Genomic DNA, 12,985 nt, shown 5'->3' with positions numbered 1-12,985 from the left:
GCGGCCGAACAGAACGATTTCAACGTTTTTGCAGAGAGTAATCATGAACAGCTTGATTTTGAAGAAGGACAAGGAAAAGTCGCTCCTTCGTCGTCATCCTTGGGTTTACGACACGGCGGTCAAGCGTGTCGAAGGTAAGCCCGCGAGCGGCGAGACGGTGGCCGTACGCGCGCACGACGGGCGCTTCCTCGCCTGGGCGGCCTATTCTCCGACCTCGACGCTGCGTGCGCGCTGCTGGTCGTACCGTGAGGACGAGGCGGTTGATGCGGCGTGGTTTGCCAAGAAAATTGCCGATGCAGTAGCGGCCCGCGCGCCGCTTCGCGAACGCACGAATGCTATTCGCCTTGTTTTCGGTGAAGCCGATCAGCTGCCCGGTCTGATCGTCGACCAGTACGGCGACTATCTCGTCACGCAGTTCCAGTCTGCGGGCGTTGAGGCGCATCGCGAAATCATCGTTGATACTCTGATCGAGGCTACGGGCGCCAAAGGCGTCTTCGATCGTTCCGACGCCGCTACGCGCCGCCGCGAGGGTCTTGAGCTTCGCACGGGGCTGTTGCGAGGCGAGGAGCCGCCCCAGGAAATCGAAATCAGCGAGGACGGCGTTCTTTACGGCGTCGATGTGCGTGTCGGGCACAAGACGGGCTTTTATATCGACCAGCGTGAAAGCCGCCTGACCGCACAGAAGGTTGCAGAGGCATTCCGTCGCAAGCACGGCCGCGGCATGCGAGCGCTCAATTGCTTCTGCTACACGGGCGGCTTCTCGCTTGCTCTTCTCAAGGGCGGCGCCGACGAGGTTGTTTCGGTCGACTCTTCGCAGGAGGCGCTCAACATGGCTGCACGCAATGCTCGCCGCAACGGCTTTGCTGAAGAGCGCACCAAGTGGGTTTGTGACGACGTTTTCCAGGCACTTCGCCGCTATCGTGATGCGGGCGAGCACTTCGATCTTGTGATTCTCGATCCGCCCAAGTTCGCTTCGAGTCACTATCATGTCGACCGTGCCGCGAGAGCGTATAAAGACATCAATCTCAACGGCCTGCGGTTGCTTGCGCCGGGCGGCGAGCTCTTCACGTTTTCGTGCTCGGGCGCGATCGACGTGGACCTCTTCCAGAAGATCGTCGCCGGTGCCGTGATAGACGCTCGCGTCAATGCGTGGGCCGTGGGTCGCTTTGGCGGCGGCGAGGATCACCCGCTTTTGATGACGTATCCCGAGGGCGAATATCTGAAGGGCCTGCATCTTTGCGTTCGTCCGTAAGGCGAGCCCTTCTCAAGAGACATTTCTTTCGGCTTTAAAGCCGAATGCTGAGGTGTGAAAGATGGTAGTAGAAGAACCGCAGGAACCGGACATTCCGGTGACCATTCTCACAGGCTTTCTCGGTGCTGGGAAGACGACGCTGCTCAACCGCATTTTGTCTGAAAACCATCAGTACAAAATCGCGGTGATCGAGAACGAATTCGGGCCGGAAAACATCGACAACGATCTCATTGTGAGCACGAACAAGGAGCAGATCGTTTCCATGAACAACGGCTGCGTGTGTTGCACGATTCGCGGGGATCTGTCGCGCGTTTTGACGGATTTGCGCCACAAGCGCGATCGAGGTGAGATCGAGTTCGACTATGTCGTGCTTGAGACCTCGGGTGTTGCAAACCCCGGTCCCGTCGCGCAGACGTTCTTCATGGACGATGCCGTGGCGCCCTTTTTCCGCCTCGACGGCGTCGTGACGGTCGTTGACGCCAAGTACGGACATGAAACGCTCGACAAGGAAGCTGCCGCTCGCGAACAGGTGGGTTTTGCCGACCGCATCCTGCTCTCGAAGTGCGACCTCGTGAGTGAAGAGGAGGCGCTTGCGATGGAGGCGCGTCTGCGCCAGATGAACGCGCGTGCGCCGATTCGTCGCGTTGATATGGGCAAGTGCCCCGTTTCAGAAGTCCTCGACATTACGGGCTTCAACATGAACGACGTGCTCGACGTGGATCCGGCCTTCTTCAATGACGATCATCACCACCATCACCACAGCGACGACATTCACACGTTCGTTTACGAGACTGAGCGTCCGTTCGATCCGGTGAAATTCGAGCGCTACATCATGTCACTCACGAGCGTTTACGGCCCGGATCTGTTGCGCTACAAGGGCGTTCTTTGGCTTCAGGGTTCGGACTTCCGCGTGGCGTTCCAAGGGGTACACATGCTCGCTGTCTCGGACGTGCTTGGTCCCTGGGGTGACAGGCCTCGCTACTCGAAGCTTGTTTTCATCGGCCGCAACCTTCCCGAAGAAGCGATTCGTGCCGGCATGAAGACATGCGAAGCAAAAAGCGATTGATCGGCGCTTTGCCCCAAAACCGATCGTTTGATGTGGCAGAATTGCCAATTATTCGCTATAAAGCCACCTTGCTTTTTGTTCCGCCGATTGCAGCGAATTCGCTTTAAATGCTCCGACTTGTGGGGTAAACCGAGGTGATGCAATCGGCTCTACAGCTCAGCCAGCGTATAAGGATGACGACAATGGCCGCGAAAAAATTGCTTACGGCGGAAGAAATTCTCCAGATGTCCGATGACGATTACATGAATGATCGTCAGCTCGAATTCTTCCGTCATCGTTTGAGCGAAATGGAGGCCGAACTCCGTGCCAATGCCGATCAGACGACCGTTAACCTTCGTGAAACGACCGTCGCGCCTGATCCGGCCGACCGTGCCACGATTGAAGAGGAGCACGCGCTTGAACTGCGTACGCGCGACCGTGAGCGCAAGCTTCTCAAGAAGGTTCAGGCGGCGATCAAGCGCATCGACGACGGTGATTACGGTTACTGCGAAGAGACGGGCGATCCGATTGGTGTTGCTCGCTTGATGGCACGCCCGACGGCGACGCTCTCGCTTGAAGCGCAGCAGCGCCGAGAGCTTAAGCAGAAAATGTACGGCGACTGATCGAGCACTGCGATCGGTAGCAAGACGAACACGGCTGTTGCGCCTCTTATAGCGGGCGTGCGGCCGTGTTTTTTTGTCAGCGAACGTGCGGAGGCTATTTCAAGTGAATTCAGCGACTTCGATTCAAGACCGCTTGAAGGGTGCTAAGCGGTGTGTCGGTAAGGCGGGTGCGGTACCGAAGCTTTGGTTCATCGACCTTGACGACACGCTCTTTGAAGCGTCGGGCGGTATGCTCCACGCGATCCATCTGCGCATGAACGACTTCATCTCAAAGCGGCTCGGACTCGACTGGGAGGCGGCCGGACGCTTGCGAACTGCCTATTGGGCGCAGTACGGGTCGACCTTTCTCGGTATGTGGAAGCGCCACCGTGTTGATCCGCGAGAGTTCCTATCTGCGACGCACGACTTCGATTTTTTGCCCTTCATCCATGTCGAAGGTGATCCGAAAGCGGATTTGAAGGGGCTGCCCGGGCGCAAGGTCGTTCTCACGAACGGTCCGCGCAACTACGCGGATGCGGTACTTGCCGGCCTCGGTATGAGCGACTACTTTGACGAAGTCATCACGAGCAGCGACATGCGTCTGTTTGGTGAGTGGCGTCCGAAGCCCAACGCAGCCATGCTGCGCGCGGTATGCACGCGCTTTTGCGTGCGTCCGAACGAAGCGGTGCTTGTTGACGATACGCTCGCGAATTTGAAATGCGCCAAAGGTGTGGGGCTCAAGACTGTTTGGTGTACGGGCTACCGTCGCCGAAACGGCAAGCTTTCGCATCGCATTGATCCGCTCTACGTCGATGCGTCTGTCGTTCACATTCGCGAGCTCGAGCGTTGTTTTCAGCCGTGCGCGCGCTTGCCGCAGACGGGACAGTCGCGGCGCTTTTTAAAGCGCACGGTTTGAAAATCCGCCGAGAGTAGATCGATCATCAGAAGGCGGCCGACAAGCGGCGAACCGATGCCGGCCGCAATTTTGAGTGCTTCAGAAGCCTGCAACAACCCGACGACACCTGTGATCGGCGTGAAAACACCGTAGTCGAGCGCCTTCTGGTCGTTTTCGGGGGCGTCCTCTTCAAAGAGGCAACGGTAGCAGGGCGAGTCGGGCGAGCGAAAGTCGAAGACCGCCACTTGACCGCTGAAGCGTAGCGCAGCGCCGAAAACGAGCGGTTTACCGAGTTCGAGCGCGCACCGACTGATCAGTTGGCGTGAGGCCAGGTTATCCGTGCAGTCAAGGACGACATCCGCATCATTCATGAGCGTTTTGAGAGTGAGCTCGTCGCTCATGCGGGCAGCCACGGGCACGACGCGAACCTCCGGGTTGAAGCGGCGCAAGGCGTGAACGGCATTTTCAGCCTTGTTGACGCCGATGTCGTCGGCCGAGTGAATGAGCTGCCGGGAGAGGTTGGAGATGCTCACTTCGTCGTTGTCCGCGACCGTGATGTTCACGGCGCCCGAAGCGGCCAAATACATGAGGGCGGGCGAGCCGATACCGCCCGCGCCGATCACGAGAAAGCGTGTTTCGGCTATGGCGGCCTGCCGCTGCGGGCCCATTTCCGCGAGGCCGATTTGGCGAATAAGCCGCGAGCGAAGCGATTCCGTTAGCATCTCGTTGTCTCTCCGATAAGGTACTAGCGGTTATTTTTTCTCGGCGTCTTTTTGAACGGCATCGGCGGATTTGTCCTCAGATTGGGCTTTGCTCTTCGCCTTGGCTTCATCGGCCTTCTTCTGCGCCTTTTCTTCAGCCTTCAGCTTCTTGACGACCGAGATGGGCTTGCCGCGGTACTTCGATTCGACAACAGGTTTGCCCTGCAGGTGGTTGACTGCCTGCTGAAGCTGCCAGTCTTTTTCGTCGCCGAACATGTACTGATAATCGGGCGCTTCGGCCGCATCGTTGTCGTCGTAGGGCAGGTCGTCCTTGGCGGCCTTTTTGCCGTCGGCCTTCTTTTTGTCGTCCTCGTTGACGAGATGATGCGCAAGGTCGGCCTCGCGAATCTGGAAGGAGGGATAGTTGCCCTTGGGCGTGTCGTCGACATAAATGTCGGGTTCGATGCCGCGCGCCTGAATCGAGCGGCCCGACGGCGTGAAGTAGCGCGCCGTCGTGAGCTTGATGCCGACCGTCTTTTCGCCGAAGGTCATCGGCAGAATCGTTTGCACGGATCCCTTGCCGAAGGATCGGTCGCCCATGAGCGTCGCGCGCTTGTGGTCCTGCAGCGCACCGGCGACGATTTCCGAGGCCGAAGCTGAAGACGAGTTGATGAGCACGACAATCGGCACAGTTTTGGCCTTTGCGGTGAGCTCTTCGAGCGCACGAACGGCGTTGCCGGCACGGTAGTCCGACTCGATCGCCTTAAAGACATAGTCGGACTGCGGCGCACGACCCTTCGTCGAGACGATGTCGGCATTCTTCGGCAGGAACGCCGCCGAGACACCGATCGCAGCCTGCAACAGACCGCCCGGGTCATTGCGCAGGTCGAGCACGAGCCCCTTGAGGTTGCCCGCTTTTTCGAGGTCGTTGAGGTGCTTGGCAAGGTCCTCTGCCGTTCGTTCCTGGAACTGCGTGATACGGATGTAGCCGATGCCGTCTATGAGCTTTTGCATCTTGACGGACTGCGTCTTGATCATGGCGCGTTCAAGTTCGAAGTGCAGCGGTTTCATGACACCCTTGCGGGCGACTTCGAGCTTCACCTTCGTCTTCGGTTCACCGCGCATGAGCTTCACGGCATCCTCAAGTGTCAGGTCGGCGGCAGCCTCACCGTCGATCTTCGTGATGATGTCGCCCGCGCGAACGCCTGCTCGCGCGGCAGGCGTATCGTCGATCGGAGAGATAACGCGCACGCCGGCAGGGTCTTTCGTGACCTCGAGCCCGAGCCCGCCGAAAGCACCGTGCGTCGACTCGTTCATGTCCTCGAAGCCTTTCTGGTCAAGGAAGTTCGAGTGCGGATCGAGTCCGCTCACCATGCCTTCGACCGCCGACTGCAGCAGTTCCTTATCCGTGATCGGGTCGACGTAATAGTCCTTTACGGCATTGAAGACGCTCGTAAATTGCCGGATTTCCTGAAGCGGAAGTTCTTCGGCGGCCTGCTTGGCCGCATAGGCCTGCAGGCCGATGCTCGCGAAGGCGCCGAGGCAGACGCCCGCACCTACGAGCGAAAGCGCTCGAAAAGATTTCATGGCTGAAATGCTGGAAAAATTTGTGGTTCGTTTAGGGGTCGGACTCGTGCTCGGCCGCCGCGGAGAACAATTGTCGCCTATTTGCGCAACCACGGGGTCGGGTTGACGGGCTTGCCCTTGTAACGGATCTCGAAATAAAGCCCCGGCGTGTCGTCACCGCCGGAATTGCCGACTGTGCTGATCGTTTCACCCTGTTTGACGCGATCGCCCACATTCTTGTAGACCGTCTCGTTGTTGGCGTAGACCGACATGTAGGTGTTGCCGTGGTCGATGATGATGAGATTGCCGTAGCCGCGCAGCCAGTCGGAAAAGACAACCGTGCCTGATGCGCAGGCCGATACTTCGGCGCCTGCAGGCGCGCGGAAGAGAATCCCCTGCCACTTGGCCGAACCCGTCCGTTTCGCGCCGTAGTTGGCGGCGATTTTTCCTGAGACAGGGCGCGTGAGCTTGCCTCTGAGCTTGGCAAAGTTGCCCCCCTTCATGAGCGGGATGGGCTTTTGCTGCGTGCGCGAGCTCGCTGCTTTTCTCGCCGCTTCGGCTTCGCGGCGCTTCTGCGCGGCTTCTTCGGCAGCACGCTCGGCGGCTAGCTTTTTGTCGATGAGCGCCACGAGGTTGCCGAGCCGCGCCTGGTCCTTCTTGAGCTTTTCTATAGCGGCCTGCTGTGAAGCGATTTCACGATTGAGCCTGCTGACGGCCTGCTGGCGGTCTCGTTTCTCTTCGAGAAGCTCCTTGCGACTTTTTTCCTCTTCAAGCGAGATGCGGCGCAGTTCCGAGCGGCGGGCTTGCGTTTCTCTGGCGACATCTTCGATGCGGCTTTGTTCGGCTGCGAGACTTGAGATGGCTCGGGCCTGCGCATGCGCAAGGTACTTGAGCTGCGCTGCCGTTCGCGTACGCGCATTCGGATTTTCGCCGTCAAGGAATGATTGCCAGCTCGGCTGACGCATGTTGAGGTACTGGGCACGCGCAATCTGCTCAATGATTCGCTGCGCCGACGAAAGGTTTGAACCGACGCTGCGACTCTCCTTCTGCAGTTTTTCAAGGCGGTCTTCGACCGTGACGCGTTCCTTTTTGAGCGAAGAAAGACGACGGTTGGCGTTTGAAATCGCTTGATCGGCCTTTTTGAGAGCAGCTGAGGCCTCCTCGGTCTGCTGGGTTTGCTCCTCAAGTTTTTTCTGCAGATCGGAAAGGCGTTTTTCAACATCGGCACGTTCGCCTTCGACCTTGGCTTTCTGCTGGGCGGTCTGCTCGGATTTGAGCGTACTCGCAGCCGCAGCAACGCTTGCCGGCTGGGCAAAGGCGCCCAGCAGCATGCAGAGAGCGAAAAGGAGGCGGATATTCATCACGATGAAGTGGTCGTGGCACGATGCGCATCGGGAAACCGAGCGAGCGCGTTTGCCCGCGTGGGTGGCCGAGGCGCCGAACTTTTATAATCAAAAGCTATTTCGAATTTTCGCAGACTTTGCCGGCGGCATAGACGGTGCGAAACAACCATTTTCGTACAACACGCGCCGCGGGGTTTGCCAACCGTTTTCCATCATGCAGTTTCTCGCCAACAATATCGCTCTGCTCTTGATCATCATCATCGCTGCTGCAGGCCTGCTGATGCCGTACATTACGGCACGCCGTTTCGGGCCGCAGGTGGATTCGCAGACGGCCGTTCAGCTCATCAATAAGCAGAATGCTCTCGTCGTCGACGTGCGTGCGAACAAGGACTTCCGCAAGGGGCACATTGCCCGCGCCGTCAATATGCCGGCCGACGAAATCCAGGGCCGTCTTGCCGAACTCTCCAAGGAGCGCCCCATCGTCCTCGTGGACCAGACGGGCGTTCTCTCGAGAACCGTTTCGCGTCTGCTGCGCGGCGTCGGCTTCAAGGAGGTGTACGTCCTTGAAAGCGGTCTGCTCGGCTGGCAGCGTGACAAAATGCCGCTTTCGAGCTGAGCGAACGATGCTCGGACTTGAATCCGCTCTAAGCATCCCCATATAAGAAGGAACGATTCGGCGGCGGCTCCGCGCTTTGCGGATTGCCGGCGGTCGAAGCATTACCAGTCTTGCGGCAGAACGAGCGCCAGGCACTGTACGCCGCAGCAACCACCAAGGTGTAAAAATGGCCGAAAACGAAAACATTCAGACGTCCGGTTCTACCGATCCGCAGCAGGCTCCCGAACAGCAGGAAGCGCCTGTCTTCCAGATGCAGCGCTGCTATCTGAAGGATGCATCGCTCGAAATGCCGCACGCTCCTGAGATCCTCATGCAGCCGCAGCAGGAAGCGCCGCAGGTCGACATCCAGTTCGAGGTGAGCCAGCGCGCTATCCAGGCCGATCTCATTGACGTTACCGTGCGCGGCACCGTGACGGTCAAGGCCGGCGAAAAGGCCATCATCCTCGTCGAATGCAAGCAGTCCGGCATTTTCGCCGTTCGCGGCATTCCGGCTGAGCCGCTGCAGCATGTCACGAATGTGCTCTGCCCGTCGATCGTCTATCCGTACCTGCGCGCTAACATCGCCGACCTGATGACGCGCGCCAATGTTCCGCCGGTTCATCTGCCTGAAGTCAATTTCGAAATCCTCTACCAGCAGCGCCTTGCTCAGGCGCAGGCCGAGGCCCAGCAGCAGGCGGCTGCCAATCAGCAGAACTGATTCCGATGAGCGCCGCGCCTGTGAAGGACGCGGCCGCACATTGAAGCAAGACGCCGATGCCTCGCGGGTCGGCGTTTTTTGTTGCCGGTTTTTCACGCAAGATCGGTGTGAAAAACACTTGCTACAATCGGTCAATTCGGTTTCACACGAACGATGTCTAGCAAGTTCGTGAAGGCGATCCTATCGGCTGTTTTTATTTGGGCGCAGTGCCATGATTCGAATTCTTCTTATCGACGATCACACTCTCTTTCGCAGCGGCGTCAAGGCGCTCCTGCAGCGGCAGCCCGACTTTGAAGTCGTCGGCGAAGCGAGCGACGGCCTTGAGGGCGTCAAGCTCGTTGAACAGGTCGAGGCCGACGTGGTACTGCTCGATGTGGACATGCCGAGCATGAACGGTCATGAAGCGCTCGCTCAGATTCGCGAAACGCATCCGGATCTTGCCGTACTGATGCTCACTGTGAGCGAAGACTGCGAAACGCTCAGCGAATGCCTCAAGCTTGGTGCCCGAGGTTATCTCCTCAAGAAGATCGATCAGGACTTTCTCCTGCGTTCCATTCGCTCTGCCTATAACGGCGACAGCGTGATTTCTCCGCAGATGATGACGAAGTTTGTGAGCCGACTAGCCGATCCCGATGCGGGTAAGACGCGTCCGGCCGGCGGTCAGGATCCGTCCGTTTTGACGCGCCGCGAACGCCAGACGCTCGCTTGGCTTGCGCGCGGTGTTTCCAACAAGGAAATTGCACGCGCACTTGATCTTGCCGAGTCGACCGTCAAGGTGCACGTGCAGAGCATTCTGCGCAAGCTCAACCTTTCCTCGCGCGTGCAGGCCGCGATTTACGCGATCGAACACAAGATCGACAAAGAACTTTGAGCGCCGGTGGCCGGTGTCAAATACCGCCTTCGTAGTCGTTTTGCCGCCACGCTTCAAAGACCGTGACGGCAACGGTATTTGAAAGATTAAGCGAGCGGTTGTTCGGGCGCATCGGCAGACGGATGCGCCGCGAAGAGGGGAAACGTTCGCGGATTTCCTCGGGCAGTCCCGCGCTTTCCGAGCCGAAGACAAACCAGTCGCCCGGTTTGAACTGCACGCGTGCAAAGGGGGTACTCCCCTTTGTCGTCATGGCAAAGAGGCGCTCGGGATCGGGCGCTGCGTTCTGCAGAAATGCCTCGAACGAATCGTGAACTTTGACCGAGACGTACTCGTGGTAGTCGAGTCCTGCACGCTTCATATGCTTGTCTTCGAGCGAGAAGCCGAGCGGCTTGACCAGATGAAGCTCGCATCCCGTATTGGCGCAGAGGCGAATGACATTGCCCGTATTGGGCGGGATCTCCGGACGAACAAGAACTACGTGAAACATGCTGGGGATTGATATTTTTTGAGAAGCGGATTTAAAAGGCGAATCCTTGAAAATCGACGGCCCGCCAAGGCACACTGCCCAAGAGGTCGATGCGCGCACACGTTGTGCTGCGGCTAGAACATTTCTTCACCGACGAGCGCTTGACGGAGCTTGACGATCGCAGCCTTTTCAATTTGTCTGACGCGTTCTGCAGAAACGCCGAGTTCTTTGGCGAGCGATTGCAGTGTGGCGGCTTTGCCTGTGCCGCCCGCATCTTGGAAGAGGTAGCGCGCCTCAATGACTCGACGACTTCGTTCGTCGAGCGTCTTGAGCGCTTTGTGCAGTCCTTCTTGCTCAAGACGCATGCGACTTTCCTTTTCGAGCATTGCCTCGGGCTCGTCGTCTTCGCGCGAGAGCCAGTCCGACGGGGCGAATCCGTCGTCGTCATCCGCATCGCTCGGGCCGTCCAAGCTTGTTTCCTGTCCGTAGATGCGCTCTTCCATTTCGAGCACTTCCTTAGGCTTGACGTCGAGCGTAGCGGCTATTTCCTCGGCCTGCTGATTCGTGAGCGCCGCCTGCGAGTCGTTTTTGAGCTGACGGAGATTAAAGAAGAGCTTTCTCTGGTTCTTCGTTGTCGCGAGCTTCACGATGCGCCAGTTTCGGATGATGTATTCCTGAATTTCGGAGCGAATCCAGTGCTGCGCAAACGTCATGAGGCGTGCGCCGCGATCCGGGTCGTAGTGGCGAATGGCCTTCATGAGCCCGATGTTGCCTTCTTGAATCAGGTCGGCGTAGGGCAGTCCGTAGCCGAGGAATCCTCGCGCAATCGAGATGACGAGCCGCAGGTGACTCAAAACGAGCTTTTGTGCGGCTTCAACATCGTCGTTGTCTCGCAGACTCTGCGCGAGCGATCGTTCCTCTTCGGCGCTCAGAAGCGGCGCGCGTTCGGCCGCGCGCATGTAGGCCTCAAGGTCGCCAAGCTGCCCGACGAGCGCAGGCACCTTTCTCGCTTCGTAGGGAACAATGGCGCCTGCGCTGCTCTTTGCTGGCACAAGCGCTCGCCCGGTGGCGGCACGCTTCTGCTTAGTGGCTGCGGTTTCGGAAGACTGCGTCGGTTCGTAATCGATCACGTCATCCGCAACGGCGTCGAATGCGCCGCTCGGCTTACGTGCAACATGCGCACGGCCTTCGGGCACGGGTTCGACAAGGGTGGTTTGCGGTTCGGACATGACGGGAAGAAAAGAGAAAGCGGCAACAGCGTCAAACGAAAAACACGAGCAAACGAGCTCGCGCATCAGCTAACGATAGCACGTCGAGTTTGCGCCGCTCGGACTGTACCCGGGAAACAAAGCGTGAAAATGGTCAGCGAATCTTTCGCCAGGAGTCGCCCGCGGCGAGGGCGGCCACAATGGCGCCGCAGAAGGCCGAGCCAAGTACGAAGAGGGCGCACCACTTGAGGGCGGGCAGCTGCAGCACGATGCTTGTTTCGTAAAGAGCGGCCGCTTGCGAAACTGCGTGTCCGAAAATAAGGATTCCGGCTTGCGTAAGGCCGAGTGCAACGAAGGCTGAGGCCGTCATGAGGACGGCGCCGCGCCAGGCGTAGGGGCGGATGGCGAAGGCGGGCGATGCCCCGAAAAGGTGAAGCGCGAGCATCTCCGACTTTGCCGAAAGCGTCATCATGCGGATCGCTGCGGCGAGCACGAGAATAACGAGCGTGAACACCACGAGTCCAAGGCACGCGAGGCCGATGACGGCAGCGTCTGTAACAGACCGAAACTTTTCGTGCCAACCCGCTTCGTAGGCGACGAAGTCGACGCCCTTGATTCCTTCGATCGCTTTGGCTGCCGCTGCTGTCTGTGCTGCGCTCACATCCTGCGCAAGCGTTGCGATGACGATATCGGGCAACGGATTGGCGGCATTTTTTTGTTGCCGTGCACCCAGACTCTCATTGAGCGCTTGGAAGGCTTCCTCTCTGCTGACGATCTCCGTTCGGATGACGCGCTCGACGGAGGCAATACTCTTTTCCAATGTCTCGACTTTGGCGTCGGCTGCGGTAAAGACCGTGATTTCGACCGAAGTCGGCAGCGTTCTAAGGGGTTCGGAGAGGCCGTAGCCCACGCATGCGATAAAGAGCGGAATAGAGAGCGCGAGTGCGGAGAGCAGCGTCGAGAACGAAAAGAGTCCGACGTTGCTTGCGATGCCGCGTACGGTTTCACGAAGCGCCCATTGGCGGGACGACATAAAGCTCATGAGGCCTCCTGCGCGCTCTGCGTCGTGAGAAGCACTTCACGGAAGGGAACGCGTACGGGAGCAATGTGTTCGTGGCTTGCAGCAACGACGGTGACGCCGGCACGGACGAATGCGGCGAGCAGCTCCAGGAGCGTGCGGGCATTTTCCTGGTCAAGGTGCGCGACGGGTTCGTCGGCAAGAATGACGACGGGGCGATTGACGACTGCACGCGCCAAAAGTACGAGCTGACGCTGTCCAGCGGAGAGCGCTGCGGGCGAGAGCGTCGCGAGGTCGCCAATGCCGCACTTTTCGAGCGCCAAAAGTGCACGACGCCGAGCTTCCGAGAAGCTTTCCTCAGCTGCGAGCGCCGGCAGCATGACGTTTTCGTGAACGCTGCGATCATCTAAAAGTCGGCTTTCCTGCATCATGAGCCCCATCGAGCGGCGAAGCCAGCGGCGCTGCATAGCGTTGAAGAGGTCGACTCGGTCGCCGGCTACGATGACTTCCCCCGCGCTCGGGCGCACAAGGCCGGCGAGCAGGCGTAGCACGGTGCTCTTGCCACACCCAGTTGCGCCGTGCAGGAGCACGAACTCGCCGCGGCTCACTCGAAGCGAGAGTCGATTGAGCGCGGGGAACCCGTTTGCGTAGACGACGTTTACCGCGCGCAGCTCAAGAAGCGGTTCTGCCATGACTGGTGAGGCT

Annotated in this window: 14 protein-coding genes; 7 read left to right on the top strand and 7 right to left on the bottom strand. The window is 58.8% G+C overall.

Going from position 1 to position 12,985, the window contains the following annotated elements; all coding sequences use genetic code 11:
• The first annotated feature begins 43 nt into the window (after positions 1–43).
• The 4 genes from H6A60_RS00645 (at position 44) to H6A60_RS13705 (ending at position 3,815) form a co-directional block, all read left to right on the top strand.
• On the top strand, positions 44–1,252 hold the full coding sequence (locus H6A60_RS00645; RefSeq protein ID WP_205101412.1) for a class I SAM-dependent rRNA methyltransferase: 1,209 nt from the start codon (positions 44–46) through the stop codon (positions 1,250–1,252).
• Between the two features lie 61 nt (positions 1,253–1,313).
• Positions 1,314–2,318 carry a CobW family GTP-binding protein gene (locus tag H6A60_RS00640; RefSeq protein ID WP_205101411.1) on the top strand — a complete coding sequence of 335 codons (1,005 nt, stop codon included), beginning with the start codon at positions 1,314–1,316 and terminating at the stop codon, positions 2,316–2,318.
• A gap of 182 nt (positions 2,319–2,500) precedes the next feature.
• On the top strand, positions 2,501–2,920 hold the full coding sequence (gene dksA, locus H6A60_RS00635; RefSeq protein WP_205101410.1) for an RNA polymerase-binding protein DksA: 420 nt from the start codon (positions 2,501–2,503) through the stop codon (positions 2,918–2,920).
• A gap of 103 nt (positions 2,921–3,023) precedes the next feature.
• A complete protein-coding gene (locus H6A60_RS13705; RefSeq protein WP_205101409.1) occupies positions 3,024–3,815 on the top strand; it encodes an HAD-IA family hydrolase in 792 nt (263 codons plus the stop codon).
• Here the strand turns inward: H6A60_RS13705 and H6A60_RS00625 are convergent.
• From H6A60_RS00625 to H6A60_RS00615, 3 genes are all read right to left on the bottom strand, one after another.
• A complete protein-coding gene (locus H6A60_RS00625; RefSeq protein ID WP_205101408.1) occupies positions 3,752–4,516 on the bottom strand; it encodes a HesA/MoeB/ThiF family protein in 765 nt (254 codons plus the stop codon). The two genes, H6A60_RS13705 and H6A60_RS00625, sit on opposite strands and share 64 nt — an antisense overlap.
• Positions 4,517–4,546: 30 nt before the next feature.
• Complete coding sequence (locus H6A60_RS00620) at positions 4,547–6,082, bottom strand: S41 family peptidase (protein ID WP_205101407.1); 1,536 nt, start codon at positions 6,080–6,082, stop codon at positions 4,547–4,549.
• Between the two features lie 77 nt (positions 6,083–6,159).
• Positions 6,160–7,422 carry a murein hydrolase activator EnvC family protein gene (locus H6A60_RS00615; protein ID WP_205101556.1) on the bottom strand — a complete coding sequence of 421 codons (1,263 nt, stop codon included), beginning with the start codon at positions 7,420–7,422 and terminating at the stop codon, positions 6,160–6,162.
• 196 nt (positions 7,423–7,618) lie between these two features.
• On the opposite strand from H6A60_RS00615, the gene H6A60_RS00610 reads away from it, so the two are divergent.
• The 3 genes from H6A60_RS00610 (at position 7,619) to H6A60_RS00600 (ending at position 9,588) form a co-directional block, all read left to right on the top strand.
• Positions 7,619–8,020, top strand: a complete 402-nt coding sequence (locus H6A60_RS00610; protein WP_239477489.1) for a rhodanese-like domain-containing protein — start codon at positions 7,619–7,621, stop codon at positions 8,018–8,020.
• Between the two features lie 166 nt (positions 8,021–8,186).
• Positions 8,187–8,717: a protein-export chaperone SecB gene (gene secB, locus H6A60_RS00605; RefSeq protein WP_205101406.1), complete on the top strand. Its 531-nt coding sequence runs from the start codon at positions 8,187–8,189 to the stop codon at positions 8,715–8,717.
• 211 nt (positions 8,718–8,928) lie between these two features.
• Positions 8,929–9,588 carry a response regulator gene (locus H6A60_RS00600; RefSeq protein WP_205101405.1) on the top strand — a complete coding sequence of 220 codons (660 nt, stop codon included), beginning with the start codon at positions 8,929–8,931 and terminating at the stop codon, positions 9,586–9,588.
• A 16-nt stretch (positions 9,589–9,604) separates the two neighbouring features.
• Here H6A60_RS00600 and trmL read toward each other — a convergent pair whose 3' ends face one another.
• From trmL to H6A60_RS00580, 4 genes are all read right to left on the bottom strand, one after another.
• Positions 9,605–10,075 carry a tRNA (uridine(34)/cytosine(34)/5-carboxymethylaminomethyluridine(34)-2'-O)-methyltransferase TrmL gene (trmL, locus tag H6A60_RS00595; RefSeq protein WP_205101404.1) on the bottom strand — a complete coding sequence of 157 codons (471 nt, stop codon included), beginning with the start codon at positions 10,073–10,075 and terminating at the stop codon, positions 9,605–9,607.
• 113 nt (positions 10,076–10,188) lie between these two features.
• Positions 10,189–11,283 (bottom strand): RNA polymerase sigma factor RpoH, encoded by a 1,095-nt coding sequence (rpoH, locus tag H6A60_RS00590; protein WP_205101403.1) that lies wholly within the window; start codon positions 11,281–11,283, stop codon positions 10,189–10,191.
• 133 nt (positions 11,284–11,416) lie between these two features.
• A complete protein-coding gene (locus H6A60_RS00585) occupies positions 11,417–12,304 on the bottom strand; it encodes a cell division protein FtsX (RefSeq protein ID WP_205101402.1) in 888 nt (295 codons plus the stop codon).
• A complete protein-coding gene (locus tag H6A60_RS00580) occupies positions 12,301–12,972 on the bottom strand; it encodes a cell division ATP-binding protein FtsE (protein WP_205101401.1) in 672 nt (223 codons plus the stop codon). The genes H6A60_RS00585 and H6A60_RS00580 overlap by 4 nt, the downstream gene beginning before the upstream one ends.
• Positions 12,973–12,985 lie beyond the last annotated feature (13 nt).

Origin of the sequence: Sutterella massiliensis (assembly GCF_016899755.1) — a bacterium.
Taxonomy (GTDB): Bacteria; Pseudomonadota; Gammaproteobacteria; order Burkholderiales; family Burkholderiaceae_F; genus Sutterella; species Sutterella massiliensis.
Note: the sequence above shows the minus strand (reverse complement) of the source record. Positions and strands in the feature narration are given on the sequence as shown.